This is a genomic window from Ruegeria sp. CK2, from assembly GCF_056536585.1.
On sequence record NZ_JBQFPW010000015.1, the window covers coordinates 91,217 to 118,098 of the forward strand.

36 protein-coding genes are annotated in these 26,882 nt (G+C 57.9%); 20 read left to right on the top strand and 16 right to left on the bottom strand.

The features are described 5' to 3' along the window. Nucleotide 1 precedes the first annotated feature (1 nt). The 3 genes from ACR0BU_RS19690 to ACR0BU_RS19700 are packed head-to-tail and all read right to left on the bottom strand — an operon-like array spanning nucleotide 2 to nucleotide 3,056. Nucleotides 2-1,165: a lytic murein transglycosylase gene (locus ACR0BU_RS19690; protein WP_300071876.1), complete on the bottom strand. Its 1,164-nt coding sequence runs from the start codon at nucleotides 1,163-1,165 to the stop codon at nucleotides 2-4. A gap of 14 nt (nucleotides 1,166-1,179) precedes the next feature. Next, nucleotides 1,180-2,100, bottom strand: a complete 921-nt coding sequence (cbiB, locus tag ACR0BU_RS19695; protein ID WP_480738649.1) for an adenosylcobinamide-phosphate synthase CbiB — start codon at nucleotides 2,098-2,100, stop codon at nucleotides 1,180-1,182. Further along, nucleotides 2,097-3,056 carry a threonine-phosphate decarboxylase gene (locus ACR0BU_RS19700; RefSeq protein ID WP_480738651.1) on the bottom strand — a complete coding sequence of 320 codons (960 nt, stop codon included), beginning with the start codon at nucleotides 3,054-3,056 and terminating at the stop codon, nucleotides 2,097-2,099. The genes cbiB and ACR0BU_RS19700 overlap by 4 nt, the downstream gene beginning before the upstream one ends. A gap of 184 nt (nucleotides 3,057-3,240) precedes the next feature. Between ACR0BU_RS19700 and ACR0BU_RS19705 the strand changes: the two genes are divergently transcribed. After that, entirely contained in the window at nucleotides 3,241-3,603 is a 363-nt protein-coding gene (locus ACR0BU_RS19705; RefSeq protein ID WP_298937113.1) for a response regulator transcription factor, read from the top strand. Here the strand turns inward: ACR0BU_RS19705 and ACR0BU_RS19710 are convergent. Continuing rightward, nucleotides 3,585-4,574: a glutathione S-transferase family protein gene (locus ACR0BU_RS19710; RefSeq protein WP_299083546.1), complete on the bottom strand. Its 990-nt coding sequence runs from the start codon at nucleotides 4,572-4,574 to the stop codon at nucleotides 3,585-3,587. The genes ACR0BU_RS19705 and ACR0BU_RS19710 overlap by 19 nt on opposite strands. Before the next feature lie 211 nt (nucleotides 4,575-4,785). Here ACR0BU_RS19710 and ACR0BU_RS19715 point away from each other — a divergent pair, with 211 nt between their 5' ends. Next, the gene (locus ACR0BU_RS19715; protein ID WP_298937111.1) at nucleotides 4,786-5,139 is read left to right on the top strand and encodes a hypothetical protein; all 354 of its coding nucleotides are present in this window, start codon (nucleotides 4,786-4,788) and stop codon (nucleotides 5,137-5,139) included. Here the strand turns inward: ACR0BU_RS19715 and ACR0BU_RS19720 are convergent. Both ACR0BU_RS19720 and ACR0BU_RS19725 read right to left on the bottom strand, forming a co-directional pair. Then, entirely contained in the window at nucleotides 5,136-5,663 is a 528-nt protein-coding gene (locus ACR0BU_RS19720) for a L,D-transpeptidase family protein (protein ID WP_299083543.1), read from the bottom strand. The genes ACR0BU_RS19715 and ACR0BU_RS19720 overlap by 4 nt on opposite strands. 3 nt (nucleotides 5,664-5,666) lie before the next feature. Then, entirely contained in the window at nucleotides 5,667-6,839 is a 1,173-nt protein-coding gene (locus tag ACR0BU_RS19725) for a MalY/PatB family protein (protein ID WP_480738653.1), read from the bottom strand. A gap of 94 nt (nucleotides 6,840-6,933) precedes the next feature. Here ACR0BU_RS19725 and def (ACR0BU_RS19730) point away from each other — a divergent pair, with 94 nt between their 5' ends. Genes def (ACR0BU_RS19730) through ACR0BU_RS19750 form a run of 5 tightly spaced genes read left to right on the top strand, consistent with a single transcriptional unit; the run spans nucleotide 6,934 to nucleotide 9,362 of the window. Beyond that, nucleotides 6,934-7,452, top strand: coding sequence for a peptide deformylase (def, locus tag ACR0BU_RS19730; RefSeq protein WP_298937108.1), 519 nt, complete (start codon nucleotides 6,934-6,936; stop codon nucleotides 7,450-7,452). Then, nucleotides 7,449-7,943, top strand: coding sequence for a peptide deformylase (def, locus tag ACR0BU_RS19735; RefSeq protein ID WP_299083537.1), 495 nt, complete (start codon nucleotides 7,449-7,451; stop codon nucleotides 7,941-7,943). Before def (ACR0BU_RS19730) ends, def (ACR0BU_RS19735) begins: the two co-directional genes overlap by 4 nt. Nucleotides 7,944-7,966: 23 nt before the next feature. Further along, nucleotides 7,967-8,881, top strand: coding sequence for a methionyl-tRNA formyltransferase (gene fmt / locus ACR0BU_RS19740; RefSeq protein ID WP_480738655.1), 915 nt, complete (start codon nucleotides 7,967-7,969; stop codon nucleotides 8,879-8,881). A 6-nt stretch (nucleotides 8,882-8,887) separates the two neighbouring features. Continuing rightward, nucleotides 8,888-9,124: a hypothetical protein gene (locus ACR0BU_RS19745; RefSeq protein WP_298937105.1), complete on the top strand. Its 237-nt coding sequence runs from the start codon at nucleotides 8,888-8,890 to the stop codon at nucleotides 9,122-9,124. Nucleotide 9,125: 1 nt separating this feature from the next. Next, nucleotides 9,126-9,362, top strand: a complete 237-nt coding sequence (locus ACR0BU_RS19750; RefSeq protein WP_120634432.1) for a GlsB/YeaQ/YmgE family stress response membrane protein — start codon at nucleotides 9,126-9,128, stop codon at nucleotides 9,360-9,362. A 10-nt stretch (nucleotides 9,363-9,372) separates the two neighbouring features. Here ACR0BU_RS19750 and ACR0BU_RS19755 read toward each other — a convergent pair whose 3' ends face one another. The 7 genes from ACR0BU_RS19755 to ACR0BU_RS19785 form a co-directional block, all read right to left on the bottom strand. Continuing rightward, entirely contained in the window at nucleotides 9,373-9,975 is a 603-nt protein-coding gene (locus ACR0BU_RS19755; RefSeq protein WP_480738656.1) for a COG3904 family protein, read from the bottom strand. 52 nt (nucleotides 9,976-10,027) lie between these two features. Then, nucleotides 10,028-10,651 carry a trimeric intracellular cation channel family protein gene (locus ACR0BU_RS19760; protein ID WP_300071894.1) on the bottom strand — a complete coding sequence of 208 codons (624 nt, stop codon included), beginning with the start codon at nucleotides 10,649-10,651 and terminating at the stop codon, nucleotides 10,028-10,030. Then, on the bottom strand, nucleotides 10,648-11,115 hold the full coding sequence (gene rnhA, locus ACR0BU_RS19765; protein ID WP_120634429.1) for a ribonuclease HI: 468 nt from the start codon (nucleotides 11,113-11,115) through the stop codon (nucleotides 10,648-10,650). The genes ACR0BU_RS19760 and rnhA overlap by 4 nt, the downstream gene beginning before the upstream one ends. After that, the gene (locus ACR0BU_RS19770) at nucleotides 11,108-11,701 is read right to left on the bottom strand and encodes a class I SAM-dependent methyltransferase (RefSeq protein ID WP_480738658.1); all 594 of its coding nucleotides are present in this window, start codon (nucleotides 11,699-11,701) and stop codon (nucleotides 11,108-11,110) included. Before ACR0BU_RS19770 ends, rnhA begins: the two co-directional genes overlap by 8 nt. Beyond that, nucleotides 11,698-12,150, bottom strand: coding sequence for a DUF3429 domain-containing protein (locus ACR0BU_RS19775; protein WP_480738660.1), 453 nt, complete (start codon nucleotides 12,148-12,150; stop codon nucleotides 11,698-11,700). The genes ACR0BU_RS19770 and ACR0BU_RS19775 overlap by 4 nt, the downstream gene beginning before the upstream one ends. After that, nucleotides 12,147-13,097 carry a 4-hydroxy-3-methylbut-2-enyl diphosphate reductase gene (ispH, locus tag ACR0BU_RS19780; RefSeq protein ID WP_480738662.1) on the bottom strand — a complete coding sequence of 317 codons (951 nt, stop codon included), beginning with the start codon at nucleotides 13,095-13,097 and terminating at the stop codon, nucleotides 12,147-12,149. The genes ACR0BU_RS19775 and ispH overlap by 4 nt, the downstream gene beginning before the upstream one ends. 190 nt (nucleotides 13,098-13,287) lie before the next feature. Continuing rightward, entirely contained in the window at nucleotides 13,288-13,863 is a 576-nt protein-coding gene (locus ACR0BU_RS19785) for a LabA-like NYN domain-containing protein (protein WP_120634425.1), read from the bottom strand. A gap of 136 nt (nucleotides 13,864-13,999) precedes the next feature. On the opposite strand from ACR0BU_RS19785, the gene folK reads away from it, so the two are divergent. The 10 genes from folK (at nucleotide 14,000) to ACR0BU_RS19835 (ending at nucleotide 22,353) form a co-directional block, all read left to right on the top strand. Further along, complete coding sequence (gene folK / locus ACR0BU_RS19790) at nucleotides 14,000-14,569, top strand: 2-amino-4-hydroxy-6-hydroxymethyldihydropteridine diphosphokinase (protein WP_299083512.1); 570 nt, start codon at nucleotides 14,000-14,002, stop codon at nucleotides 14,567-14,569. A 94-nt stretch (nucleotides 14,570-14,663) separates the two neighbouring features. After that, nucleotides 14,664-15,017 (top strand): DNA-directed RNA polymerase subunit omega, encoded by a 354-nt coding sequence (gene rpoZ / locus ACR0BU_RS19795; protein ID WP_085824454.1) that lies wholly within the window; start codon nucleotides 14,664-14,666, stop codon nucleotides 15,015-15,017. Between the two features lie 25 nt (nucleotides 15,018-15,042). Continuing rightward, a complete protein-coding gene (locus tag ACR0BU_RS19800; protein ID WP_298937093.1) occupies nucleotides 15,043-17,175 on the top strand; it encodes a RelA/SpoT family protein in 2,133 nt (710 codons plus the stop codon). A gap of 16 nt (nucleotides 17,176-17,191) precedes the next feature. Beyond that, nucleotides 17,192-17,890, top strand: coding sequence for a DUF2062 domain-containing protein (locus ACR0BU_RS19805; protein ID WP_480738664.1), 699 nt, complete (start codon nucleotides 17,192-17,194; stop codon nucleotides 17,888-17,890). Further along, nucleotides 17,883-18,629, top strand: coding sequence for a pyridoxine 5'-phosphate synthase (locus tag ACR0BU_RS19810; protein WP_298937091.1), 747 nt, complete (start codon nucleotides 17,883-17,885; stop codon nucleotides 18,627-18,629). The genes ACR0BU_RS19805 and ACR0BU_RS19810 overlap by 8 nt, the downstream gene beginning before the upstream one ends. Beyond that, nucleotides 18,626-19,249 (top strand): LysE family translocator, encoded by a 624-nt coding sequence (locus ACR0BU_RS19815; RefSeq protein ID WP_480738665.1) that lies wholly within the window; start codon nucleotides 18,626-18,628, stop codon nucleotides 19,247-19,249. The genes ACR0BU_RS19810 and ACR0BU_RS19815 overlap by 4 nt, the downstream gene beginning before the upstream one ends. Nucleotides 19,250-19,731: 482 nt before the next feature. Next, nucleotides 19,732-20,151 carry a holo-ACP synthase gene (gene acpS / locus ACR0BU_RS19820; protein WP_480738667.1) on the top strand — a complete coding sequence of 140 codons (420 nt, stop codon included), beginning with the start codon at nucleotides 19,732-19,734 and terminating at the stop codon, nucleotides 20,149-20,151. Nucleotides 20,152-20,210: 59 nt separating this feature from the next. Continuing rightward, nucleotides 20,211-21,050: a signal peptidase I gene (gene lepB, locus ACR0BU_RS19825; protein ID WP_480738668.1), complete on the top strand. Its 840-nt coding sequence runs from the start codon at nucleotides 20,211-20,213 to the stop codon at nucleotides 21,048-21,050. Continuing rightward, nucleotides 21,047-21,724 carry a ribonuclease III gene (gene rnc / locus ACR0BU_RS19830; RefSeq protein WP_298937087.1) on the top strand — a complete coding sequence of 226 codons (678 nt, stop codon included), beginning with the start codon at nucleotides 21,047-21,049 and terminating at the stop codon, nucleotides 21,722-21,724. Before lepB ends, rnc begins: the two co-directional genes overlap by 4 nt. Nucleotides 21,725-21,876: 152 nt before the next feature. Continuing rightward, complete coding sequence (locus ACR0BU_RS19835) at nucleotides 21,877-22,353, top strand: hypothetical protein (protein ID WP_480738670.1); 477 nt, start codon at nucleotides 21,877-21,879, stop codon at nucleotides 22,351-22,353. A 33-nt stretch (nucleotides 22,354-22,386) separates the two neighbouring features. Here ACR0BU_RS19835 and ACR0BU_RS19840 read toward each other — a convergent pair whose 3' ends face one another. Then, nucleotides 22,387-23,763, bottom strand: a complete 1,377-nt coding sequence (locus tag ACR0BU_RS19840) for a multicopper oxidase family protein (RefSeq protein ID WP_480738671.1) — start codon at nucleotides 23,761-23,763, stop codon at nucleotides 22,387-22,389. Between the two features lie 158 nt (nucleotides 23,764-23,921). On the opposite strand from ACR0BU_RS19840, the gene era reads away from it, so the two are divergent. Next, on the top strand, nucleotides 23,922-24,830 hold the full coding sequence (gene era, locus ACR0BU_RS19845; RefSeq protein ID WP_298937084.1) for a GTPase Era: 909 nt from the start codon (nucleotides 23,922-23,924) through the stop codon (nucleotides 24,828-24,830). Next, the gene (locus ACR0BU_RS19850; RefSeq protein ID WP_480738673.1) at nucleotides 24,827-25,156 is read left to right on the top strand and encodes a DUF1491 family protein; all 330 of its coding nucleotides are present in this window, start codon (nucleotides 24,827-24,829) and stop codon (nucleotides 25,154-25,156) included. The genes era and ACR0BU_RS19850 overlap by 4 nt, the downstream gene beginning before the upstream one ends. A 48-nt stretch (nucleotides 25,157-25,204) precedes the next feature. Here the strand turns inward: ACR0BU_RS19850 and ACR0BU_RS19855 are convergent, their stop codons facing one another. Beyond that, nucleotides 25,205-25,621, bottom strand: coding sequence for a hypothetical protein (locus ACR0BU_RS19855; protein WP_480738674.1), 417 nt, complete (start codon nucleotides 25,619-25,621; stop codon nucleotides 25,205-25,207). A 116-nt stretch (nucleotides 25,622-25,737) separates the two neighbouring features. Between ACR0BU_RS19855 and recO the strand changes: the two genes are divergently transcribed. Then, on the top strand, nucleotides 25,738-26,463 hold the full coding sequence (gene recO, locus ACR0BU_RS19860; protein ID WP_480738675.1) for a DNA repair protein RecO: 726 nt from the start codon (nucleotides 25,738-25,740) through the stop codon (nucleotides 26,461-26,463). On the opposite strand, the gene ACR0BU_RS19865 is transcribed toward recO, so the two are convergent. Then, nucleotides 26,447-26,839 carry an META domain-containing protein gene (locus ACR0BU_RS19865; protein WP_480738677.1) on the bottom strand — a complete coding sequence of 131 codons (393 nt, stop codon included), beginning with the start codon at nucleotides 26,837-26,839 and terminating at the stop codon, nucleotides 26,447-26,449. The genes recO and ACR0BU_RS19865 overlap by 17 nt on opposite strands. Nucleotides 26,840-26,882: the final 43 nt, after the last annotated feature.

The following is a 26,882-nucleotide window of genomic DNA, read 5'->3' on the forward strand; positions in this document are numbered from 1 at the left end:
GCTATAGCTGGTTCAACAACTCAGCGGTTGGCCAAGCATCGGCGGGCAGGCCCAGCCGGGCTTGCTCGGCCTGTACCGCCGCTCGCGTGCCCGCGCCTAGAATACCGTCGATCTTGCCCACATCATACCCACGCGCCTGCAGCTTGGACTGCAACTGCTTCATCTGCGCCCCGGACAATCCCTGTGCCGGGTTGCCCGCATCATAGACCTGCGCACCTGCCAGCCGGGTCCCGAAGTACGCTGCGGTCAAAACATAGACAAAGCTCTGGTTCCATTCGAAATAGACATTGAAATTCGGGTAGGCCAGAAAGGCCGGTCCCTTGTGCCCCTGCGGCAGGATCAGCGAAGCTGGCAGATCGGGCAGAGATCCGCTGCGCGCCGAAACACCCAATGCCTGCCAGTCGGATACCGAACGCGGTTTGCCAGGGCCGGACAAGGACCAATCCATCTTGGCGGGTACCGTCACTTCCTGCAGCCAAGGCTGACCGGGTTGCCACCCCAGATGTGACAGCATCTTGGCCCCCGACATCAGCGCATCCGGAGCTGAGGTTTTCAACGACACTTTGCCGTCACCATCGCCATCGACGCCATTTTCCAGAATGTCGCGCGGCAGCATCTGCACCATGCCGATCTCTCCGGCCCAGGCGCCGGTTGTGCGATTGGGATCAAAATCGCCCTGCTCAAACAGCTGTACGGCGGCAAAGATCTGCGGGCGGAACAACTCGGGGCGGCGGCAATCATGCGCCAAGGTCACCAGCGCATTGCGCGTGTTGAAATCGCCCTGAAACGCGCCGTAATCCGTTTCAAACGCCCAAAAAGCCAGTAGAACGCCGCGCGAAATTCCATATTGCGATTCGATTTGGTCAAACACCGCGTCGTATTTGCGGGACATGGACTGCCCCCGGTCGATCCGGTTTTGTGAGATCAGTCGACGCGAGAAATCGATAAAGGGTTTCTGGAAAACTCCTTGCGCCCGATCTGCCTGCAACACTTTGCCATCCTGCTGAACCCCTTTAAAAAAGGCATTCACGCTGGATTTGTCGAACCCCTGTTGCACCGCCTCAGATTTCAGTCCTTTGACAAACTGATTAAAGCCACCGCCGCATTGGGACAGAGCAGGTGAGGCAAACAGGGCGGCGGCAATAAAGCCAGAGACAAGGCGCATGGGCGGCGGGTCCTTCAGAAAACCAGGTTGATCACAACCCACACCGACAAGAGCGCAAGTGCAAGCCCCCAGACCTTCCATAGCATGTCACATGCGCGAAAAACCTCGTATGCGCCGATGTTGCGCGGGGCGTCACCATTAACCCAGGCGAGATCGCGCATTTGCCCGTCATAGCTGCGGGGGCCAGCCAAGGCTACGTTCAGGGCGCGGGCCATCGCCGCCTCGGGCCATCCCGCATTGGGCGAGATATGCCTGCGCGCGTCGCCCAGAATTTCCGGCCAGCGTCCCCACTGACCGGACAGGGCGACGATCATCACGCAGGTCAGTCGCGCCGGTATCAGGTTCAGCAGATCGTCTACCCTAGCCGAGGCCCAGCCGAATTCCTGATATCGCTCAGTACGATAGCCGATCATGCTGTCGGCGGTGTTCACTGCCTTGTACACCAGCAACCCTGGCAGCCCGGCAATCAGAAACCAGAAGGCAGGCGCAACAACACCGTCGCTCAGGTTTTCGGCGGCGCTTTCGATAGCCGACCGGGCGACCTGCGCCTCGGACATATCGGTTGTGTCGCGGGACACGATGCGGGCAACCATAGCGCGCCCTTCAGGCAGCGACGTACGCAGCCCATCGCCCACATCCCGAACATGTGTGACCAGCGATTTCTGCGCCAGCAGAATTGCACAGACAACGATCTCGACCAGCAATCCGAAAAACGTCAGAAACTGGCCAAGCGTGTACGCCGTCAGAACCAGCAAGATCAGGACGGCAACACCTTTGGTCCGTCGATGCCCTGATTGATTAAGCCGCTTTTCCAGCCACCCGATCCCTTGGCCGATCAGAACAGCGGGGTGACGTAAGCGTGACCAGAGCCAATCAGGCTCTCCTAAAGCGGCGTCCAGACACATGGCGCAGACCAGCAGCAGAGCCACACTCAAAGCGCGGCCTCCAGCCGCGGCCACCCGTCAGTCGGAGGCAGACCAAGGCGCAGGTAGGTTGCAGAGTAGGGGAAAACCCGGCTCCAAATATGGGCGTGGGCCAGCCGGGTCTGCCAATCTGCGGCGCCGTCGACCTGATACAGACGGAAAAGCGATGTGCCGCCAACCACGGCCGCGCCTTTGCGCGTCAGCAAGGCGTCCAGCCGTTCAGCTTCGTGTGCCAACTGCGTTCGGGTTTTCTCAGCCCAACTCGTGTCTAGCAGGGCTCCGGTTCCGATCCGCAAAGCTGGCCCCGAAACGGCCCAGGGCCCGGTCAAATCGTTAAGTCGGGCAATCAACTCGGGCCGTCCAATAGCAAACCCCAGCCGCATCCCGGCAAGGCCCCAGAATTTGCCAAAGCTTTTCAGCACAACCACACCCGGGTTCTCGGTCAGGCCAATCAACGATGCTTCGGGTGTGACGTCGCAGAAGCTCTCATCAATGATCGTCAAAGGTGCGTTTGCATCGGTCTGCTGCCAGAGCCGGCCATCGGGGTTGTTGGGATGCACAATGACACGCGCCTCGGCAGAGCCAGTATCCTGAACAACCCAGCCTTGGGCGGCAAAAGCGGCTGCATGTTCGTTATAGGTCGGCGTATTGATTTGGACGCTACCTGCCCTGGCAAGGGCTGGAACGCGCGCGATGAGTGCTGACGCGCCGGGCGCGGGTAAAATCGCAGCGTCCGCCGGGACTGACCAGAAACGACGCGCAGCGTCGGTCAGCCGTTCAAAGGCACCGTGATCAGGCAATTCCATCCAATCAGAGGCCTGCAGCCCCGCGACATCATAGGGGTGGGGATTGATCCCGGTGGACAAATCGATCCAATCCACCCGTGTTCCGCCAAAATGTTTGATTGCCCTGTCCAGGCCGCCGCCATGATCGCGCCGTGTGCGGGGGTTCAAGTCGTCATTATTCATTTGCACAATCTGACCAAAACGCTGGTTTTGGACTGCTTCAAGCGGAATTCTGCCGTTTTGACAAGCAAATCTACGTGATCAGGGGGGTCTGCGACCATCGTTAACACTTTGTTAAGGAAATCACGGGATCACGGTTCACAGGGGTCGGCACCATTCACCATATCAAGTGCCGAGGTTGTTGCAAATGAAAGTTCTGATTGTTGAGAGTAACCCCGACCTAGGTCAGGTCTGGAAAAGACATCTGGAAAGGCAAGGTGCGGACGTCGAATTGGTGCCGGGCCAAGAAGCTGCGATCCTTGCACTCTATGGCACAGCCTTTGACATCATCGTGCTGGATCTGGTTCTGGAAACCGGCAGCGCTTTGGCTGTTGCCGATTTTGCCAGCTATCGGCGCCCCGAGGCGCGGGTGATCTTTGTCACCAACACCACGTTCTTCTCGGACGGCTCGATCTTTGCTCACAGCCCCAATGCCTGTGCCTATGTGCAAAGTGGTACGCCGCCAGAGGATCTGGCGGCTATGGTGGAACATTATGCGGCAGGCCTCTGACCGCGCCCGTGCGGCTCCATATAATCCAGTACCGGATTGACCGGGATGATCCGGTTCGGATTGATGCTGTCATGGCTGTAGTGATAATGCCGCACGATATGATTTAGATTTAACGTCTCTGCGACGCCCGGCCATTGATACAGCTCTCGTGTATAGGCCCAGAGGTTTGGATAATCGATCAATCGCCGCAGGTTGCATTTGAAATGCAGATGATAGACCGGGTCAAAACGGATCAGAGTGGTGAACAGCCGCCAATCGGCCTCGGTGAGGCGATCTCCCATCAGATAGCGGTTTGCGCTTAGGCGATCTTCCAACCAGTCCAGAGTGTCGAACAATGGATGCACGGCCGCGTCGTATGCCTCTTGCGAGGTGGCAAAGCCGGATTTGTAGACCCCATTGTTGACGTCGGAATAGATGCGGGCATTAACCTCTTCAATCTCCTCGCGCATCGTTTCGGGCCAGTAGTCATCAGTATTGCCTGTGATACCGTTAAAGGCCGAATTGAACATGCGGATGATTTCCGAGCTTTCGTTCGACACGACGGTGCCCTGATCTTTGTCCCAAAGGATCGGTACGGTGACGCGGCCCGAATAGGTCGGATCGGCCTTGGTATAGACTTGGTGCGCAAAGTCCAGACCGTACAACGTATCACCTGTGGCGCCATGGGCGTCTGTCTCGAACGTCCATCCTTTGTCCAGCATATCGGGATGCACGACCGAGACCGAGATCAGGCCGCTGAGGCCCTTCAGCTCGCGAAAGATCAAAGTGCGATGCGCCCAAGGGCAGGCATGGCTTACGTAGAGATGATAACGCCCAGGTTCCGCCTTGAACCCACCCTTGCCCGAGGGGCCGGAGCTGCCATCGGCGGTCAGCCAGTTGCGAAACTGCGCAGCGCTGCGTTTGAACGCCCCGCCAGTGGATTTGGTGTCATACCAGGTGTCGTGCCATTTTCCGTCGACCAGCAGGCCCATATCAATTCCTCCGCTCAGCGATTTCGGCCAAGATAGGCGTTTGCGTGAAGGCTTCCTATGCCAGCGCCCGCGCATCACGCCTGCATACGCGCACATTCACGCCCGGGATTTCTGTGCAACAAACCGCCAGTGGCGCGGAAGTTTGTGAAACAGTTCACTGGATTTTTACATCTTAAACCCCACAATAGAGAGGATTAGGGGGAATTGTTTTATGAGTACTTATGTTTCCAAGGAAATACGCGCGGAACTGGATGCTGCGCGAATCGCCACACTGAAGAAATCCAGCCGTTTGCGGGTGGAGATGGGCGACAATACCTTCAAGATCCTGAAATTGTGGAAAGACGGTTTCACAGTCGAGTCTGAGACCACGCCGCGCCTGCGCGGGCTTGTCGATGTGTATGACGGGGCAAATCATCTGTACCAGTGTCTGATCATCGCGGATGAGGAAGAGGGCGGCGAGATGCGCTACGAATTCAAGCGCAGTACGGCCGCCCACGACAAAGCTCCGCTGGATTTCTACCGCGCCCCCGACGCGCCCATCGCTTTGCTGGGCCACGAGGACTAAGGGCGAATCTCAACCGTCGTACCAGTGGCCGTAAGCCTCCAAAGCTGGGCCATCTCGGTATTTGAAATGGCGATGCAGCCTGCTGTCCAATCCCCGGGTAGGGTCAGGCCGACGACACCGTTGGGCTGGCCATGGATGAAGATGTCACCGCCGGGATCTATCCCTTGTTGCTGCGCACGTGTCACATCATCTGGTTGAGGGTAGTCGAGCCCCAGCGACAGGTGATACGCGCTTTGGGGATTGCGACGGTCCACTTTGAATACCCCCACCGGCGTTTTGCCATCGCCTTCTACCTGCTTGTCGCCTTCTGGCGCGAAGCCCAACGCGATATCGACCTGCATTACAACCGCTCCGTCCAGCGACGCGGTGAGACGTCGCGCGGACTTTTCGATCAGTATATGATCAACGCGCGCCGCCTCTGGGGCCATCACAGGTGCCGAAGGGCGCGGACCATAGCGGTGCCAGCCGAACCAAGCGGCACCGGCCGCCACCGCAATCAAAGTTATCAGACCCAGCCAGCGCATGACCTACTGAAGGTCAGAAAACGCACTTTTGAGGCGGGTGCAGGCCTCTTCGACCCGGGCGCGTTGCGTGGCGAGGTTGAAGCGTTCGAAGGTCTCGCCACCTGCGCCAAAGCCCGGTCCAGGTGAGGTTGCAATCCGGGCGTCTTCGCGCAGGCGTTGCGTGAACTCAGTATGGTCCATTCCGGTGCCAGAGAAATCGACCCAAGCCAGATAGGTCGCCTGCAGCGGCATCGACCACAGGCCGGGAATTTCGGCGATAGTGGCGTCAAAGAGTTTCCTATTGGCGTCCAGGTGTGCGATCTGCGCATCGACCCATTGGGCACCTTCGGGCGAATAGGCCGCGGTGATCATTGCCACACCCAATGCGCTGGGATCATAGTCCAGTGTTTGTATGCGATGTCGCATTTCGGCACGCAGTTTGGCGTCCGGTATGATCATGTTCCCGGTGCGTTGACCGGCAATGTTAAATGTCTTCGACGCCGCCGTCAGTGTGACGGTCCATGGGCGCGCATCTGGCGCGGCCGCATCCATCGGCACGAAGGTGTGGCCGGGGTAAACCAGATCATGGTGAATCTCATCCGAGACAAGGATCAACCCGTTGCGTTCGGCAAACGCTGCCACCGCGCGCAGTTCCTCTGGCGTCCAGACCCGGCCTGACGGGTTCTGCGGGGAACACCACAGCAACAGCTTTTCCGACCCGTCCAATCGCGATTGAGCATCGTCCAGATCAAGGCCATAGCTCTCGCCATCGCGCACCAATGGGCATTCCACCACGCGGCGGCCCGTCTTGTTCACCTTGTGGGCAAACTCGTGGTAGACCGGGGCGAAGATGACCACGCCGTCGCCCGGGTTGCTCCATACATCCAGACAGAGAGCAATTGCGTTGCCCAATCCTTGCGATGTCAGGACCCAATCGGTTTCGATCTTCCAGTTGTGGCGGTGTCCCATCCACCATTGAACTGATGCCAGATAGTCGGGATGTATCCAGGAATATCCGAAAACTCCGTGTTCGGCCGCTTTGCGGACGGCATCGATGACACAGGGCGCTGTTTGATAGTCGGAATCCGCCGTCCACATCGCCAGCCCGTCTTTGGGTGACACGCCATATAGGCTTTCCAACTTATCCCATTTGGAACTGTTGGTTCCCCGGCGATCGATCAGGTCGTTGAATGTCATGTCTGCTCCGTTTTCTCGGACGAAAGCTAACTGTAAATCGGTCAGGTGCAAGGGGGGCGTTGCGGCTAGGCGCGGGTTGTCCTAAATCAGCCTCATGAAACGCAATATCTTGATCCACCCCGACCCCCGCCTGAAAAAGGTCTGCGCACCTGTGGCTGACCTGTCGGACGAGCTGCGCACGCTGGCTGATGACATGCTGGAGACGATGTACGACGCACCGGGAATCGGGCTGGCCGCACCTCAGATCGGTGTATTGGAGCGGCTGATTGTTCTGGACTGCATCAAGGAAGAGGGCGAAACGCCCCGACCACTGATCATGTTCAACCCCGAAGTCATTGCCTCCTCGGACGAAACCAATGTCTACGAGGAGGGTTGCCTGTCGATTCCGGATCAATATGCGGAAGTGACCCGCCCCAAGGTCGTTGACGTGACGTGGATTGACCGCGACGGGAAACTGCAGCAGGAGACTTTCGATGGCCTCTGGTCGACCTGTGTGCAGCACGAGATTGATCACCTGGATGGCAAACTGTTCATCGATTATCTCAAGCCGCTGAAACGCCAGATGATCACACGTAAGATGCAAAAGCTCAAACGTGAGCAGGCCCGTTCATGACCGTCCGAACCTGCCTGCCGTGGCCGGATAAGCGTTTGCGCAGCAAGGCTGAGGATGTGGCCGAAGTCACCGATGACATCAGGGCCATCTGGAACGATATGATCGACACAATGGAGGCAATGCCAGGTGTCGGTCTCGCTGCACCTCAGATAGGGGTGATGCTGCGTCTTGCGGTTGTCGATGGCTCGACCGAACGTGGCCGCGCCGTTCGTCTTGCAAACCCCGAAATCCTGCACAGCTCGATCGAGCTGCGCGAACATGATGAGGCCAGCCCCAACTTGCCCGGTGTTTCGGCCAAGGTGAAACGGCCCCGCGCGGTGACAGTCAAATTCCTCAATGAACAAGGCGTTGTGGATCGCCGGGACTTTGTCGGTATCGAGGCCACAAGTGTGCAACACCAGATTGATCACCTGAATGGTCAGATGTATTTCGACCGGCTCAGCAAGGTGAAACGCGACATGTTGCTGCGCAAAGCCAAAAAGATGGGATAAACCCCCATCCTACGGAGAGATGGATGCGAGTAATTTTCATGGGAACGCCGGATTTCTCGGTGCCGGTGCTGGATGCGCTGGTTGAGGCCGGACACGAAATCGCCGCCGTCTATTGCCAGCCACCACGCCCCGCCGGGCGCGGCAAGAAAGACCGCCCGACCCCGGTCCATGCACGTGCCGATGCGCTCGGACTGACTGTCCGCCATCCCATCTCTCTCAAATCTGCTGAAGAACAGGCAAGCTTTGCGGATCTCAAAGCGGATGTGGCCGTTGTTGTGGCCTATGGTCTGATCCTGCCCCAAGTTATTCTCGATGCGCCGGTAAAGGGATGTCTGAACATCCATGCCAGCCTGTTGCCGCGCTGGCGCGGGGCTGCGCCGATCCATCGGGCAATCATGTCAGGGGACGCAGAAACCGGGATCTGCATAATGCAGATGGAGGCCGGGTTGGACACCGGTCCGGTGCTGTTGCGCAAATCCACCAGCATCAGACCCGAAGAAACCACCGCCGAATTGCATGATCGCCTGTCAATTCTTGGTGCTGATCTGATCACCGAGGCGCTGACCCACCTGCCAGATCTGACACCGCAGCCGCAATCCGAAGATGGCGTGACCTATGCCGCCAAAATCGAAAAAGCCGAGGCGCGGATCGATTGGACGAAGTCGGCTGTCCTGATCGACAGGCATATTCGCGGCCTCTCGCCTTTCCCCGGCGCATGGACCGAGGTTGAAGGCGAGCGGATCAAACTGCTCGCGTCGCGCCTTGCTGAGGGGCAGGGGGCACCGGGCGAAGTTCTGGATGACCAGCTTCGCGTTGCCTGCGGATCCGGTGCTCTGGACCTGCTGCGCTTGCAAAGGGCGGGCAAAGGCGCGCAGGATAAGGAAACCTTCCTGCGGGGCTGGCCAATTCCGGCGGGCACTCGCCTGTTTTCGGAGTAGAGCCGCATGTTCATGATCCTGATGGGCACCGTAGTGATCGCGGGGATCGTCGGGTACGTGTCCGAGAAAACGGGCTTTACCCACAATGGCTACCTTCAATCCATCATCATCTGTGTTGGTGGTGCGTTTCTGTTCTATTTCGTGCGGATCATGTTTGGCATCAGCTTTGGCCCGCCCGGTCTGGATGCAGTACTTTCATCTATCGGTGCGCTGATCATCGTGCCAACCCATTGGAGGAGGTAAGATGCCCGTTGTTGCCCTGATCATCATCGGCGCTGCCGCCGGATTTCTGGCCACCCGCCTGATGCGGATCGAAGCGGACATTCCAACCACCATGCTGATCGGTATCGTGGGTGCCTTGGTCGGTGGCTTCCTGTTGCGCACGCTGCTGGCGGTTATGGGCTGGCTGTCGGGATTTGTCGGCGCCATTCTGGGTGCGTTGCTGGTGATCTGGATCTGGCAGACCTACATCAAACGCTGATGACCCGTCTCTAGCGCGCGTCACAGTCTGGCGCAGCGCCCAACCGGGGCGATCCGTTGGTGGTCATACCAAATCTGTTCGCTTCCGAGGCGTTCATCCAGTAAATTCTATCTGCGGGCGCGGCGTCCAACGTGAACCAGTAGAAGTCATCGTCAAAGCCGATATCCTCGAAATAGCTGATGTACCGGTCATGTTCGGGATCATTCTGCGGAAGCTCGGTTGCTACGATCCCAGAACCAGCCCAACTGTGGACGCCGACACATGCGCCAGGCTGCAAAATACGCCGGTTCCCGGCCAGAAACAAATCCGTTCCACCCGAGGCAATCAACCCATCGGACGGTACTACAGTGTCAAATCCCGCATTGTGCACCACGCGGCTGAAGACAACATTGGCATCATCGTCCAGTGACCCCTCTATATGCTGCAAGACTAGGGTTCTTATCTTTGGATTGTCTGAGGTCACCTCCCGAAACGCCGTCAGCGTGGTGTCGTCGATTGTGCCGGTTGCAATAATCTCATCGCCCTGTGCGACGAAGCTGACTGGCGCATACTGTTCTGCGCAAGACGCCAGCACTGCCAGACAGACTGCAATCTGTGGAAACCTGGACTTCATCTCAGACCTCGCGCCTTGTTTTTTCGGCAGTTCCATCGCAATGCCCACCGGCTTATTGCCGGGGAGGGCGGCTTTTGTAGACCGGTAGTTGCCATCCAAACAGCAGCGAGCCCGCCCTAAGGGCCCAGCATATCAACGCACAAACGCCCAGTGCGGGCAACGTCTCCAACCCCAGCTTTGTTGCAATGACCGCCGCCAAAGCCCCTGCCAACGCGCACGAGACATAAAGCTGCCCTTGTTTCAGAACCAAAGGCACCTCGTTGCAGACAACGTCCCGCATCAACCCACCGAGACATCCTGTAGTGATCCCCATCAGAACCACGATGACGCCGGACTGACCCAGCGAAATTGCGGCACCGGTGCCCGCAGCGACCGCAATCGATAAGGCGAAACTGTCCAGCCAGACCAGCCAGTTGTACCGGCTTTCCATCAGATGCGCAGTAAAGAACACCAGAACTGCAGCGCCTGCGGCAATCAGGATATAGTCGGGTTGGCCGACCCAGAACACCGGATGCCTATCCAACAGAACATCCCGAACCGTGCCTCCACCAACGGCCGTCAGACAGGCGACAAAGGCGAATCCAACCAAGTCCAGTTGTGCTCGGCTGGCCACCAACGCGCCAGTCAGCGCAAACACCAAAACCGATGCATAGTCCAGCAGTGCAAGACCGTTCACGCCTGCGCCTTCTTTGGCTTGAAGGGCGCCATGCCTGCACGGGCCAGTTCGTCGGCCTTTTCGTTCTCGGGGTGGCCCGCATGGCCCTTGACCCACTCCCAGATGACGTCATGGCGCGATTGCGCCTCGTCCAGTCGTTGCCACAGATCAACATTCTTGACCGGCTTTTTGTTCGATGTTTTCCAGCCGTTCCGCTTCCATCCGAAAATCCAGCCGGTGACGCCGTTTTTGACATAGGCGCTGTCCGTGACAATGGTGATCTTCGAGGCGCGCTCCAGTGCCTCCAACGCGCTGATCGCGGCCAGCAATTCCATTCGATTGTTGGTGGTCTCCGCTTCGCCGCCGTTCAGTTCACGCTCTTTCAGGACGGTCTCACCGTCCTTTGCCTGCAGCAACACACCCCAACCGCCAGGCCCGGGATTGCCGGAACAGGCCCCATCCGTATAGGCAAAAAGCTCAGGCATGGGCCGCCAGTCTGATCCACTCCGACTCTGATCCGTCCAACCCTGTTCCGCTGCCATGCCATTGGTTGGTTACCGTGAAACCGGCGTCTTGCAGATGCGTCTTCAATGCGTCCTCGCTGTAGTAGCTATAATATCGACCCAGCCGGTCGGGGCCTTCGCCTTCACCCAGTTTCAAGGCTATGAAGAACACGCCGCCGGGTTTGAGCGACGTGTGAATAGCGGCCAGATGGTTCGGGAATTCACTGCGCGGCGCGTGCAACAGGCTAAAATTAGCCCACACGCCATCATATGCGTTGTCTGCATCCAGATCAGCAAAACTAGCCTGCCGGGCCGAAACACCTTTATGAGCCGAGGCCAGCTTGACCATTTCTGCCGAGGCATCCGTCGCGTCGACCTGAAGCCCCGTTTCAGCCATGATCAAAGCCGAGGCGCCGGGACCGCAGCCAATATCCAGTACTGTTCCCCCAGCCGGTATCGCTGCGATGAAGTCATCCATGCCCCGGTCAGATTTGTTCGAGTCATCTGTCAGTTCCGCGTACCGCGCGGCCTGCGCGTCATAGACGGAAATTGTGTCACGATCGCTCATAGATACACTCCTACAGCAAGGCAAAGAACGACGATTGCAGTCAGCAGTATACGCAGTTTTATCCACCAGCGCGGCGCCAGGCCCCAATACCAGAACATCGCATCCAGCAGCAGCAGCCCGGCAAACCCGACAATTAGGTTGAGGCCCGCAGTGACCGGCCCGCCGCTCGTCATGAAAAAGGCCCACAGCGCAGGCAGAACCGACAGCGCATAGCAGGTCGCCGCCTTGCTGCCAGATGTTTTGGTCGCAAAGCCCCATAGAACGCCGGACATAAAGCTGAGGATCACAGAGCCATAGAAAAGCTGGACGTAGGGCCCGACAAACCGGGACCCAAATGTACTCGAACCCCAGGCCTGCAAATCCCCGTTCAGATAGGTCAGCGCACCCCAGATAAACGGGATCAGACCCGCCAGCCCCAGATAGAGTGGCGCCTTTGGAACCCCGTTCACGCGGGTTGCCTCAAAACACGGGGGACTTTGAACTCGACATTTTCAACGGCGGTTTCGACCAGCTCTACCGTGACGTCGTAGTGATCGCTGAAAGCCTCGATGACTTCATTTACCAAAATTTCGGGGGCGGATGCGCCAGCTGTGATCGCAATGCTCGAAATCCCTTCCAGCGCGCGCCAGTCAATCTCTGTCGCACGTTGAACCAGTTGCGCGTAGGTGCACCCGGCGCGCGATGCGACTTCGACCAGTCGGCGCGAGTTGGATGAATTTGGGGCCCCGACCACGAGCAAAGCGTCGGATTTTGGAGCGACCTCTTTGACAGCCTCCTGCCGGTTGGTCGTTGCATAGCAGATGTCTTCTTTGTGCGGTCCGACAATGGCCGGGAACCGCGCCTCAAGCGCGGCGATGATGTCCTTGGTGTCATCGATCGATAGCGTTGTCTGTGTAACAAAGGCGAGCTTCGCGGGGTTTCGCACCTGAACATGGGCCACGTCGTCCACAGTCTCGACCAGCAGCACTTCGCCATCCGGCAGCTGGCCCATCGTGCCAACCGTTTCCGGATGGCCTTTGTGACCGATCATGATCATCTGTAACCCGGCATCGGCGTGACGCTGTGCTTCGACATGGACTTTCGAGACCAATGGGCAGGTCGCGTCCACATAAATCATCTCGCGCTGAGCGGCTTCTGCGGGAACCGATTTAGGCACCCCGTGGGCGGAAAAGATCACCGGTCGGTTATTGGGGCATTCGTCCAGCTCTTCGACAAAGACGGCACCTTTGGCGCGCAACCCGTCAACGACGAATTTGTTGTGCACGATCTCATGGCGCACATAGACCGGCGCGCCCCATTTTTGCAGGGCCATCTCGACGATTTTGATGGCACGGTCCACGCCTGCGCAGAACCCGCGCGGTGCGGCCAAGTAAAGTGTCAGTGGCGGCTTGCTCATGTCGCTGTCTCCTTAGGCCACAGGTAAGTCTTTTCCCAGCCTTGGTCCAGACAGGACCGCGTCATTGATCTGACATGAATCGATGGTAGCCCGACGATGTTTGAGCACCTGTTTATAGTTAAAGAAGCGCGGTCAGGATCAATTGTCCTGACCGCGCGAATTTCGTCCCCATCCCGTTTTGATCGTCAGATCAGCTGCCGCTGGCCACTGCGACGCTGCGCGGTTCAGCCGGCATCTCGCGCGGCGGGCGTCCTACGACGTCACGCAGGTCTTCCAGCTCGATGAAGTTGTCGGCTTGGCGGCGCAGCTCGTCCGAAATCATCGGCGGCTGGCTGCGGATGGTTGAAACGACCGATACACGCACGCCCTGACGCTGCAGGCTTGCAATCAACGGGCGGAAATCCCCATCACCCGAAAACAGCACGATATGATCGACGCGCGGTGCTAGTTCCATGGCATCGACAGTCAGTTCGATATCCATGTTTCCTTTGACCTTCCGACGCCCCATGCTGTCGGTGTATTCTTTGGCCGGTTTCGTCACCATGGTGAAGCCGTTGTAATGCAGCCAGTCAACCAGAGGGCGGATCGGAGAATACTCGTCGTTTTCCAGTAGCGCAGTATAGTAGAAGGCTCGCAGCAACTTGCCGCGGCGCATGAATTCCTGCCGCAGAAGTTTGTAGTCTATATCAAAACCGAGTGCTTTTGCCGCAGCGTAAAGATTCGAGCCATCAATGAACAGCGCTAGCCGTTCGTCCTTATAAAACATAAATAGTCCCTTCCGGTATAATCCAACACGTCGCGACTTTGGTGAGTGAGTGAAATTCCGGACGCACTGGTAAGCCTATAATTAGGGCATTTGTTGTGTATCGCAAGTGTCCAATTTGGTTAACAAAGGAGGTTTAATGAGCGATTCGTTGCCCGAAGCCGTGCTCGCGCTGGGCGCAAATCTCAATCTGAGTGGAAACGGACCCAAAGTGACACTTCAGAGGGCTCTGGACGCTTTGTCTGCCAAGGGTGTGCTGATTCGTGCGGTCAGCCGGTTTTTTGCGACCCCGTGCTTTCCGGCTGGTGCCGGTCCGGACTATGTAAATGCAGCCGCCCTGCTCAGTTCGAACAAAGCACCCGCTGACCTGCTTCAGATTCTGCACGAGATCGAGCTCCAATTCGGGCGCGAGCGGATACAGCGATGGGGCATGCGCACGCTTGATTTGGACTTGGTCGCTTGGGGTGACACTGTGTTGCCCGATCGTAACGAATTTGACCATTGGCTGACCCTTTCACCACAGGATCAGCGGCAGCAAGCGCCAGATCAGTTGATCCTGCCGCATCCGCGTCTTCAGGACCGGGCGTTTGTGCTGGTTCCGATGGCGGATGTGGCACCCGATTGGCGCCATCCGGTGCTAGGTCGCACAGTGACCGAGATGGTCGCTATGCTGCCTGCCGAAGATGTTGTTTCAGTCACGCCTCTGTGATCCGCGCATTTGCAGCATTTCTTGCTTGTCAAGGCGTGCAATCGGCCTTAGATAAACCTCTTCCTGACACGGATTCAGTAACGGAGAGCGCCCGATGGCCCGCGTAACGGTTGAAGATTGCGTAGACAAGGTTCCAAACCGGTTCGAACTGGTAATGCTTGCCGCCCATCGTGCGCGCGAGATTTCCGCCGGTGGCCCGATCACCGTTGACCGTGACAACGATAAAAACCCCGTCGTGTCGCTGCGTGAAATCGCCGACGAGACCCAAAGCGCAGATGATCTGCGCGAACGCCTGATTGAGGCCAACCAGACCCAGATCGAGGTTGACGAGCCTGAAGAAGATCAGATGGCGCTGCTTATGGGTGCGGAATCGGACAAGCCTGCCGATGACGACATGTCCGAAGAAAAGCTCCTGCGCGCATTGATGGAGGCTCAGGGCCAGGGGTAAGCCCCAAGACGAAGGTGCGGACCGGATGATTTCTGCTGAAGATCTGATTGCGCTGGTCCGCAACTACAACCCCAAGACCAATGCTGATCGTATCGCAAAGGCCTATGAGTTTGGCCGGCAGATGCATGACGGGCAGTTCCGCCACTCAGGCGAGCCCTATTTTACCCATCCCGTTGCCGTTGCCGCCATCCTGACCGAACAGCGTCTGGATGATGCCACGATTATTACCGCGCTGCTTCACGACACAATCGAAGACACCAAAGCCAACTATGGCAAAGTGTCAGAACTGTTCGGCGAAGAGGTCGCCAAACTGGTCGATGGTGTCACCAAACTGACCAACTTGCAGCTGTCCAGTCGCGAGACCAAGCAAGCCGAGAACTTCCGCAAATTGTTCATGGCCATGTCCAAGGATTTGCGGGTCATCCTGGTCAAGCTGGCCGACCGTTTGCACAACATGCGCACCATCAAGGCCATGCGACCGGAAAAGCAGGTGATCAAAGCGCGTGAAACCATGGATATCTATGCGCCACTTGCTGGCCGTATGGGTATGCAATGGATGCGGGAAGAGCTTGAAGACCTCGCGTTCCGCGTTCTCAATCCAGAAGGGCGCCAATCGATCATCCGCCGTTTCATCACGCTGCAACGAGAAACCGGCGATGTGATCCATCGCATCACCGGCGACATGCGGCATGAACTTGAAAAGGTCGGGATCGAAGCTGAGGTATTTGGGCGTGCCAAAAAGCCATATTCAATCTGGCGCAAGATGCAGGAAAAAGATCAGGGCTTCTCGCGCCTGTCTGACATCTACGGGTTCCGCATCATCACCCAGACCGAGGAAGACTGTTATCGTACCCTCGGCGCAATCCATCAGCGCTGGCGCGCCGTGCCCGGGCGGTTCAAGGACTATATAAGCCAGCCGAAATCGAACGGCTATCGCTCGATTCACACCACAGTGTCGGGGCGTGACGGCAAACGGGTTGAAGTTCAGATCCGCACCCGTCAGATGCATGACGTGGCCGAAACCGGGGTCGCGGCGCATTGGTCGTACCGCGACGGTGTACGCTCAGAAAACCCGTTTGCCGTGGATCCGGCAAAGTGGATTTCCAACCTGACCGAGCAGTTCGACAACGAAGAAGACCACGAAGATTTCCTCGAGGCCGTCAAGCTTGAGATGTATTCGGATCAGGTGTTTTGCTTCACGCCGAAAGGGGATGTGGTCAAGCAACCGCGTGGTGCCACACCCATTGACTTTGCATATGCCATTCACACACGCATCGGCCATGCCTGTGTTGGCGCCAAAGTGGATGGCATCCGCGTGCCCTTGTGGACACGGCTCAAGAACGGTCAGTCGGTCGATATCATTACCGCAGACGGGCAAACGCCTCAGGTCAGTTGGCTTGAGATCGCCGTGACCGGCAAGGCTCGCACTGCCATTCGCCGTGCCCTGCGCGAAGTTGATCGGGAACGTTTTATCAAACTGGGCAAGGAACTGGCCCGCGCTGGGTTCGAGAACGTTGGGCGCAAAGCAACCGACAAGGCGCTGGATACTGCAGCAAAACATCTGCGACTTACGGACCGTCAGGAACTGCTGGCCCGGTTGGGCAGTGCCGAACTGACCGCCCATGAGGTGGTCGAGGCGGTGTATCCAGAGCTCGCCAAGGATGAAGGCGATGCCATCCCGTTACGCCGCGCCGTGATTGGTCTGGAACCAGGGCAGAGCTTTGATCGCGCGCCTTGTTGTCAACCGGTGCCGGGTGAACGCATAGTGGGGATTACCTACCGTGGCAAAGGTGTGGTTGTGCACGCCATCGATTGCGACCGCCTGTCTGAATTCGAGAACGAGCCCGAGCGGTGGGTCGATCTGCACTGGCACTCTGGAACGCACCCGGCAGTCTACGGCGCCACGCTGGACCTGACCATTGGCAACGATGCCGGTGTATTGGGGCGAATTTGTACATTGATAGGCGAGAAAAAGGCCAATATCTCCAACCTCGAATTCGTGGATCGGAAACCGGATTTTTACCGACTGATGATCAACGTCGAACTGCGCGATCTGGAACAGCTTCATTCTCTGATGCTGATGCTAGAGGCTGAAAGCGACGTTGCCGCGGTCGAAAGGTATCGGGACCGCGCAAAAACCGCAGTTGCGGCTGGCTGAGAAGGGGTGATCAGGAGTGGTTTTCAAGCGCCGAGATCGACGCTCACCCGTCCAGGTCGCATCTGAATTTGTCTATCCGCGTGGTGGTTGGACCCGCGCCTTTCACTATGTCAAACACCGCGTTCGCCGGCTGCCGGATTCACCTGACCGGATCGCGCGCGGAATCGGGGCAGGGGTCTTTGCTGCGTTTACCCCGTTTTACGGGCTCCATTTCGTGGTCGCCGCCGTGTTGGCGCGTCTGCTGAACGGCAATATTCTGGCGGCGCTCAGCGGTACGTTCTTCGGCAATCCGCTGACCTACGTCCCCATCGGCGTCGTCAGCCTGCAGACCGGACATTTCCTTTTGGGCACCCGTTTCCGCAAGGGCGACACGCATGGGCTGATGGGCAAGTTTGCCGATGCAATGGGCGATCTCAAAGACAATTGCATCGCCGTGTTCACGGGACGCGAAGCGGATTGGCATGGTCTCAGCCGGTTTTATGACGATGTATTTTTCCCCTATTTGGTGGGCGGCGTCATCCCGGGGATCATAGCAGGTTTGATCTGCGGCTATCTCAGCCTGCCGTTGATCCGCACCTATCAGAATCGCCGCCGCGCCAAGATCAAGGCGAAGTTCGAACAAATCAAACGTTTGGCCGAAGCTAAGGCTGCCGTTCCCGACTCAAACGCTCTAGGTTCGGGACAAAACCGAAAAAAGGAATCGGGTGATGTCTGACAACCATCTTCGTCTGGGCGTGAACATTGATCATGTGGCGACGGTGCGCAATGCGCGTGGCGGGGCATACCCCGATCCGTTGCGCGCGGCGAAACTGGCCGAAGAAGCAGGGGCAGACGGCATCACAGCGCATCTGCGCGAAGACCGCCGCCATATCTCGGACGCCGATATCGACGGGCTGATGGAGGTTCTGTCGGTGCCTTTGAATTTTGAAATGGCCGCAACTGAAGAAATGCAGAAGATCGCCCTGCGCCACAAACCGCACGCTGTCTGCATCGTTCCCGAAAAGCGAGAGGAACGCACGACCGAGGGCGGGCTGGAGGTCGCGCGCGAGGAAAACAAGCTAGCACATTTCATCGCGCCCCTGCGTGAGGTTGGTTGCCGCGTCTCAATCTTCATCGCCGCTGACAAGCGTCAGATCGAAGCCGCCCATCGCATCGGGGCCGAGGTGATTGAACTGCATACCGGCGCCTATTGCGACGCTCATGCCGAGGGCCGCATGGAAGATGCCGCGCGCGAGCTGGAGTCGCTGCGCGAGATGTCGACATTTGGTCATTCTCTGGGTCTTGAGGTGCACGCGGGCCATGGCCTGACCTATGATACGGTCAAGCCCGTTGCGGCCTTTCCCGAAGTGCGCGAGTTGAATATCGGCCACTTCCTGATTGGGGAGGCGATCTTTCTGGGCCTCACCCCGGCCATGGCCGAAATGCGTCGCCTGATGGATGAGGCGCGGGCATGATCACCTCTGGGTTTGTCGCGATCTGGATCGCCTGGCTCTTGGCTGGCGGCTCGCCGGGTCCTGCAACTATGGGCATCGCCGGAACAGCCATGAATGAAGGCCGCACCGCTGGTTTGGCTTTTGCGCTGGGCATCTGTGCCGGGTCCGCCGCGTGGGGCATTGCCGCCGCGCTGGGCCTGTCGGCGATCATGCTGGCCAATGTCTGGGTATTCGAAGTGATCCGCTACATCGGCGTTGCCTATCTGGGTTGGTTGGCCCTCAAGGCGCTGCGCCGCGCTCTGACCTCGGATGACGTGGCATTGGGCAACCCGATCACCGGGTCGCTGCCAACCATCTTTGCCAAAGGGGCGGCCATTCACCTGACCAACCCAAAGGCGATCCTCAGCTGGGGCTCGATCTACGCCATCGTCGCCCCCAATGACGCTAGCCTCGCGATGTTGCTGGGCTATTTTGGCTTACTCTACGCAGGATCGTTGCTGATCTTCATCGGCTACGCTTTTCTGTTTTCGTCCGCGCGCATGGTCCAAACCTACCGCCGCACCCGCCGCTGGTTCGATTTCGCCTTTGCCGGGTTCTTTGGGTTGGCAAGTTACAAGATTCTGACGGTGCGGTTGTCTTAAGCGATCCTAGCTGAGGGATTTTGGGTGAAGAATTTGTTTTCACGAGACAAGCAAGTTGGATTGCATCGCCCTCTGTTTCTGAGCATCGTTCTAATGACCTATGTCTTTCTGAACATGGCGAGAGCATTTCTGTGGTTTGAATGGCCCACAAGGTTATCCTCGCTGATCTTTTCGATTGTGGTGGCTGCTTTGGTGTATGGATTTGATATCGGTCGTAGAGGTTTCAAATGCGGCCCGCCAGAGAAGAGTTGGATTCTCGCGCGTAAGATGGTTTTGACCACTTTTTTTGCAGTACTTGTCTGTGCTTTGTTCTATAATCTGACAGTCTCACCCCAACGTTGGCACTTGTCAGAACAAGTCGTTCTATGGTGCTTTGAGCTCTTGATCAGTTTGGGTATTTCCTTGTTTTTGTGCCGCTACGCTTTTGTCTTCGGTGTTGGTCGAGGATACAGCATGCACTCACGCAAAGTAGAGCAGGGAACATGATCCTCGGCATCGGCACGGACCTCGCAAATATTGAGCGCATCCAAGGCACGCTTGACCGCTTCGGCGATCGGTTTCGCAACCGTGTCTTCACCGATATTGAACAGAGCAAGGCCGAACGTCGTGCCGACACGGCCGGCACCTACGCCAAGCGCTGGGCCGCGAAAGAGGCGTGTTCCAAGGCGTTGGGCACAGGCCTTGCCATGGGGATCGCGTGGAAAGACATGTCTGTCACCAACCTCCGCACCGGCCAGCCGATGATGCATGTGACTGGCTGGGCTGCCGAGCGTTTGAAGGAAATGACCCCGGACGGGTACGAGGCGATCATCCACGTCACTCTGACCGATGATCACCCCTGGGCGCAGGCCTTTGTCGTGATCGAGGCGCGACCACTGCAAGATGGCGCCGCACGGCCTTGACTTGCCCCCACCCGACCCGCATGTAGCACCCCAACCAAGCAAAGACTGGAGAGAGCAGTATGGCCGAGGAAGCCAAATCCGGAAATGCCGTCTGGGAGACGATCAAGACCATCGTCTACGCCCTGCTGATCGCGGGTGTTTTCCGCACGCTGTTCTTCCAGCCATTCTGGATTCCCTCCGGATCAATGAAGCAAACCCTGTTGATTGGGGATTTCCTGTTCGTCAACAAAATGGCCTATGGCTACTCCTACGCATCTTGCCCCAGCATGGTCATGCCCAGCATCGGCCTGAACATTGATGCGGAAGGTATCTGCGGCTGGCTGCCAGGCGAAGACAATACGCGCATTTGGGGCGGCGATCCCGAACGCGGCGATGTGATCGTGTTCCGCCACCCGGTCACCGGGCGGGACTACATCAAACGGCTGATCGGCCTGCCGGGGGATCGCATTCAGGTGCGAGAGGGGCAGATCATTCTGAACGGAACACCGGTTCCACAGCAGCCCGATGGCGTGTTTACTGAGGTTGCCGCTCCGCAAGGTCCTCAGGGTCTGCGACCACGATGCGAAAACGGCCCGGTGGGGAACGGGGGCATCTGTGAGAAATCCCGCATGATCGAAACGCTGCCCAATGGCGTTTCATACGATGTTCTGAACATCCACAATCAGGGATCGGACAACACCGGCGTCTATACCGTGCCGGAAGGCAACTACTTCTTCATGGGCGACAACCGCGATAATTCTGCCGACAGCCGCCTGCCGCAATCCGCCGGAGGGGTTGGCTATGTGCCATATGAAAACCTGATCGGTCGCGCCGATCGGATCATGTTCTCATCCGCTGGCCGCTCGATGCTGTTCTTCTGGACCTGGCGCGGAGATCGGTTCTTCAAGGCAGTCAATTGAAGCTATCGGCCGAGATAAAAGCGTTCCAGCAGCGGCTTGGGTATGAGTTCGCCAACCCCGAGTTGCTTCTGCGGGCATTGACCCACGGCTCAGTCTCTTCGTCCACTCGGCCCGACAATCAGCGGTTGGAGTTTCTGGGCGATCGAGTGTTGGGACTTGTGATGGCGACCGCCTTGCTTGAGGCGGACAAAAAGGCATCCGAAGGCCAGCTGGCCCCGCGCTTCAATGCGTTGGTCCGCAAGGAAGCCTGCGCCGATGTGGCTTTGCAGATCGATCTGGGAGCGGTGCTGAAACTGGGCCGGTCCGAGATGCTCTCGGGAGGACGCCGCAAACAGGCGCTGTTGGGCGATGCGATGGAGGCGGTGATTGCCGCCATCTACCGCGACGCTGATTTCGAAGCAGCGCGCGACGTGATCCTCGCCCTTTGGGGCGATCGGGTCCACAGTGTCGAGGCCGACGCCCGCGACGCCAAAACCTCGTTGCAGGAATGGGCGCAGGCCCGCGGCCAGAAGCCACCCAGCTATGTTGAAGTCAAACGCAGCGGCCCCGACCACGCGCCTGTCTTCACCATCGCGGCCCGCCTGCAAGACGGCACCGAGGCACAGGCCACCGCCGGATCGAAACGGCAGGCGGAACAGGCGGCGGCGAAGGCTTTGCTAGAACGTCTTAGTTGACGCGCGACCGGCACTGCATTGTAAAATATGTAACACTTCATTGATAATTCTGGCAAAATCTGGCTGTCTTTTTATGTACTGCAGACTTGCTTTGACCCGGCCGCACTAAGCCCGATCAGAGTTTACGAATTGAGGTTATTGAGAGCGGTTCAATGGAAAAAAGCAGACTGAGTGTAACCTATATCGGGCTTTTGTTTATCGCCGGGTTTTTCGCCACAATGGCATTTGATTTCTGGGGCCAGGTCCTTAGCCCTTCTATCGGCTGGGCAAATCTGTCGCCCGAAGGTCTGGCACAGAGTCTGTTGTCCAGCCTCGGGCTGCCAAGCAGTGCCTTTCTCGGGTTCTTTGTCCATTTCTACATCGTGGGTCTGATTGGCTACCCGATGGGATGGGCCTATGTCTTCAAACCTATCTGGACGCTCGTAGTGGGTCCGGTGCATTGGTTCCTGGCCTCGGCGCTTTACGGGGCCGGATTATGGGTATTCGCAATCGGCGGCGTTACCACCTTCTCGGGCCTACCGCCGTTTTTGAACTTCACCGGGATTACTTGGGTCGCGCTGATTGGTCATGTGCTTTACGGCATCGTACTGGTTGCAATCCTGCGCCTGATCACCCGCCGGGAAACCTGACACTTGATTAGTTTGAGGGGCGCAATCCGCCCTTCAAACAACCCGAATAAACCCGGTCAGGCCGGCTTTCTGATGCTCGATCACATGGCAATGAAACGCCCAATCGCCCGGATTGTCGGCAACCAGGGCAATCTCGACCACCTCGTCTTTTAGCAGCAACATCGTATCCGTCATCTGGGGCGGCAATTGGCGTTGATTTGACCTCAGGGGCACAAAGGCTAGCCCGTGCAGGTGGATCGGATGCAAGTTTGGCGATTCATTCCGCAACCTCAGAACATAGGTTTTGCCCAGCTCCAGCGTCGCCAAAGGGCCCACGCCCTGTGCTGCATCCCCCGGCCACGGTTTGCGATTGATCGACCAAAAATTGTAACCGAGCGAGCCACAGAAGCCGTTGTTAGGAACGCCACCTTCAGGCGTCCAGCCAAAGACGAACTCATGCAGTTCCGCATTGGCCAGATCGGGTTTTGCAACCGGGTTGACGGGTAGGGGCTTCAAGTCACGCAGATTTCGCGCAACGGTCGCGCCAACTGCGCGCAACCGCGCCATGGCGCGGAGCGGTTGACCCGGCAGTTTCGCCATTAGCGCGACGGTCTGACCTTCGCCTTCAGGCATCGCCACCGCAAAATCCACCCGTTGACCGGAGCCAACGAGCAGCGGTGTGTCAGCGCTGGGCAGGGGAATTTCTACGTCGGCCGGGTGCCCATCCCAGGCGATGATCCGAGCCTCGGCCCCCTCAAGATGCAGTTTGTAAATCCGGGTCGTGTCGGTGTTGACCACACGCAGGCGGACCAGCCCACCGGCAGCGTGGTCATAGACTGGCTGTTGCAACCAGTTGGCGGTGTGGACATTGCCAAATGTTCCCGCGCGGGCCGCACCCCGTTGCGTATAGGCGGGTAGAAATGCGCCATCATCATCCAGCCGGAAATCGCGCAGATTGATCACCTGTTCGCTGTCAAAGCCGGGGTCGTCGGGTTCGGCAATCACCATCACGCCAGTCAACCCGTGGGCCATCTGCTCCATCGTCATGCAATGGGGGTGATACCAGTAGGTGCCTGCATCGGGTGGCGTGAATTCGTACTGAAAAACCTCGTTTTGACCCATCGGCACCTGGGTTAGATAAGGCACGCCGTCCATCTCATTGGCGATCCGCAGCCCGTGCCAATGCATCGCCGTGTAATCGGTCAGCGTATTGCGCACCGACAACCGCATCACCTCACCCTGACGTCCATACAGAACCGGAGGAGGCGCGCCTGACGACAGGCTGACCATGCCATCCGTGACCTGATCCCTAAGCGCAAAACTGGCTGGCTGAATTACCAGTTCTTGCGTCCCGGCCACCAGACCGAACCCGCTCAGACCCAGCGCTCCCGCAGCGGCACCGCTGCCCAAAAGAAACTCTCGACGTTTCATATCTCGCCTCACGGATTGGATGGTCGCCTGGCTGGTTTTGGCGTGGCGCTTCGCTGTCCTGCCACCTTGTATGCATGGCCGCAATGCGACAAATCCCTCTGGCCCGCAGCCCCTTTCTGCTATAGGGGTGCGCACTTGCAAACAGGATCGCAACACACATGACCACACGTGCCGGATTTATCGCCCTGATCGGAGAGCCCAACGCAGGCAAATCCACCCTTTTGAACCGCATGGTCGGGGCCAAGGTCTCGATCGTGACGCATAAGGTGCAAACCACTCGTACTCGCATCCGTGGTGTTGCGATGGAGGGCGACGCGCAACTGGTCTTCGTCGATACTCCCGGCCTGTTCAAACCCCGACGCCGCCTGGACCGTGCCATGGTCGCCGCCGCGTGGGGCGGGGCCGCCGATGCCGATGTCGTCGTGCTGATGGTCGAGGCCCATCGTGGCATCACTGAAGGGGTCGAGCGCATCCTCGAAGGTCTGGAAGAGATCGGGCAGGGCCGTAAAATCGCGCTGGCGATCAACAAGATCGACAAGGTTCAATCCGAAGTGTTGTTGGCCCTGACCAGCGACCTGAATACACGCTATCCCTTTGCTGAAACTTTCATGATCTCAGCCGAAAAGGGCCATGGCGTTGATGACCTGCGCAAATGGCTGGCCTCGCAACTGCCTCAAGGCCCATGGCTCTACCCCGAAGATCAGATCGCCGATCTGCCCTTGCGCATGATCGCCGCTGAGATGACGCGCGAGAAACTGACCCTGCGCCTGCATCAGGAACTGCCCTACCAGCTGACGGTCGAAACCGAGAGCTGGGAAGAGCGCAAGGACGGTTCCGCCAAAATCGACCAGATCATCTATGTCATGCGCGACGGCCACAAAGGCATCGTGCTGGGCAAAAAGGGCGAGACGATCAAGGCGGTCAGCCAAGCGGCGCGGGCGGAACTGGAAGAGTTTCTCGACCGTAAAATCCACCTGTTCCTGCAGGTCAAAGTCCGGCCCAACTGGCTGGAGGAATCCGAGCGCTATTCGGAAATGGGTCTGGATTTCAAAGACGGCAACGCATGACGCGGCTGACAGCTGATTTCTGGGTCCATGCCTATCTGGCGCGCCTGCGATTTCAGGACATCCCGGCCTTTGTCGTGACCCATGGCGACGAAACCGCGGGCGCTGTGCTGGTCAAGCTTAACACGCTGGACGGTCAGGCGGTGGCGTTCCAACGCAGTTTCGACCTGATGAGCGGCGACCGCAAATGGGTCGAACTCTCCAACGGCCCAGAGGCGGATGTAGACGCCGCCATCCAGCGCCAGCGCAGCTTTGACCCCGACCTGTGGGTTATTGAGGTGGAAGATCGACGGGGGCGGCATCTGCTCGACGATGAGGGATTAGGCTAGCACGCTTCTCCAAAACACGTAAACAGGGAGCGTCTAAAAAGCTGTGAATCACGCGGCGACTTGATCAACGAGACAAGGGTTGTCGATCTGGAAAGTTGAGATTCGGTCGTCCTCAATAACGAATGTGATCAAGCTGACGCAGTTTTCGTCCGTAGTGGCGGTGCCAGACAATGTGGTCTTACCACTTCCAATATGGACGTTGTTGAAAGAAACACTTGTGTACGGTTGTATCGTTTCGAACTGAGATTTCAACATTTGCAGCGGATAAACGTTTCTCATTTCATTGGACGTTAACTCGAACGCAGATTCGTAGTTTTCTTGACCTGCGAGTAGAAGAAACTCTCGCGCCAATGCTCGCTCTTGGCGACTGAAGAAATACACACCTACGATAAACAAGATGAACAATAGAGCCATTGCGCCGAAGGCTTTCAACACCCAGCCAAAAATCTTCTTAAATCTTTCCACGTCTCTATTCGTTCTTTAGTTTGATCTGTGACAGGTTATCCACACGGGAATTCGCGATGCAACCCAAAGGTGTTGAAAACCCAAGAATTGTTTGGAATTTAGGGGAAGTCTAGCTCTTGGACTGGCGCGATCACGGTATCCTTCTGACCTCTCGCCGCCACGGCGAAACAGCTGCGATTATTGAGGTCTTTACCGAAGGCCACGGTCGCCATGCCGGTGTTGTGCGCGGGGGGACCAGTCGCAAGATTGCGCCGATCCTGCAGCCCGGAGCGCAGTTGGATGTGCTTTGGCGCGCGCGGCTTGAGGAACATATTGGCACGTTTCAGGTGGAACCGCTCAGGTCCCGCGCTGCGGCGGCGTTTTCGGGACGGTTGGCGCTGGCGGGGCTGAACGCAGTGGTGGCGCTGCTGGCGTTTTGCCTACCCGAACGTGAACCGCACCCGGCGATCTACAATAAGACCGAACAGTTGATGGACCTTCTGGGTCAGAATGAGATCTGGCCACTGGCCTACTTGCGCTGGGAACTGGCGCTGCTGGAAGAGCTGGGGTTTGGTCTGGATCTGCATACATGCGCAGTGACCGGAGTGACCGACGGGTTGATCTATGTCTCACCCAAGTCCGGGCGTGCCGTTAGCGCCCAGGGGGCCGGGGAATGGGCGGACAAGCTGCTTGCGCTGCCGCCGTGTCTGCGCGGCAAAGGCGACGCCCCGGATGCCGAGATTATCGAAGCGTTACAGACGACCGGCTATTTCCTGACACATCGCGTCGCAACCTCGCTGGGCAATAACCCATTGCCCGAGGCGCGCGCCCGCTTTGTGGATCAGCTTACTCGACGGCTCTGAACACCATTTCGTGCCCATCCTCATTGCGCAGGATCATCACGTCGCCTGACACTTCGGACTGGGTCATCGCCATCAACGCAGCAAAATAGAACCCTTCAGCCTCAAGCCCGGCACAGGCGGCGCGAGTGGCGGTTAGATCCTGCAGTTCGAACCAGGGATAAGGTGCGTTCAACGTCGCGCTGTACGTGTTGCATGGCGCGTTCCCTTCGATCCGGCCCTCTTCTGGAAACCGTATCAGCGCGGTTGCGTCATAAGGCACGCCATCGATTTCCTGCAGCGCCCATGTTTGATCTGCGGCCCCATACGCAGCGACGCTTTCATCCCGGTCGCATTGCGCGAATCCCAAAAAAGGCAGCAAAAAGGCAAAGCGCAGCATCGTGATAAACCTTGCGGATCAGACATAATGGGTGATTGCGTTT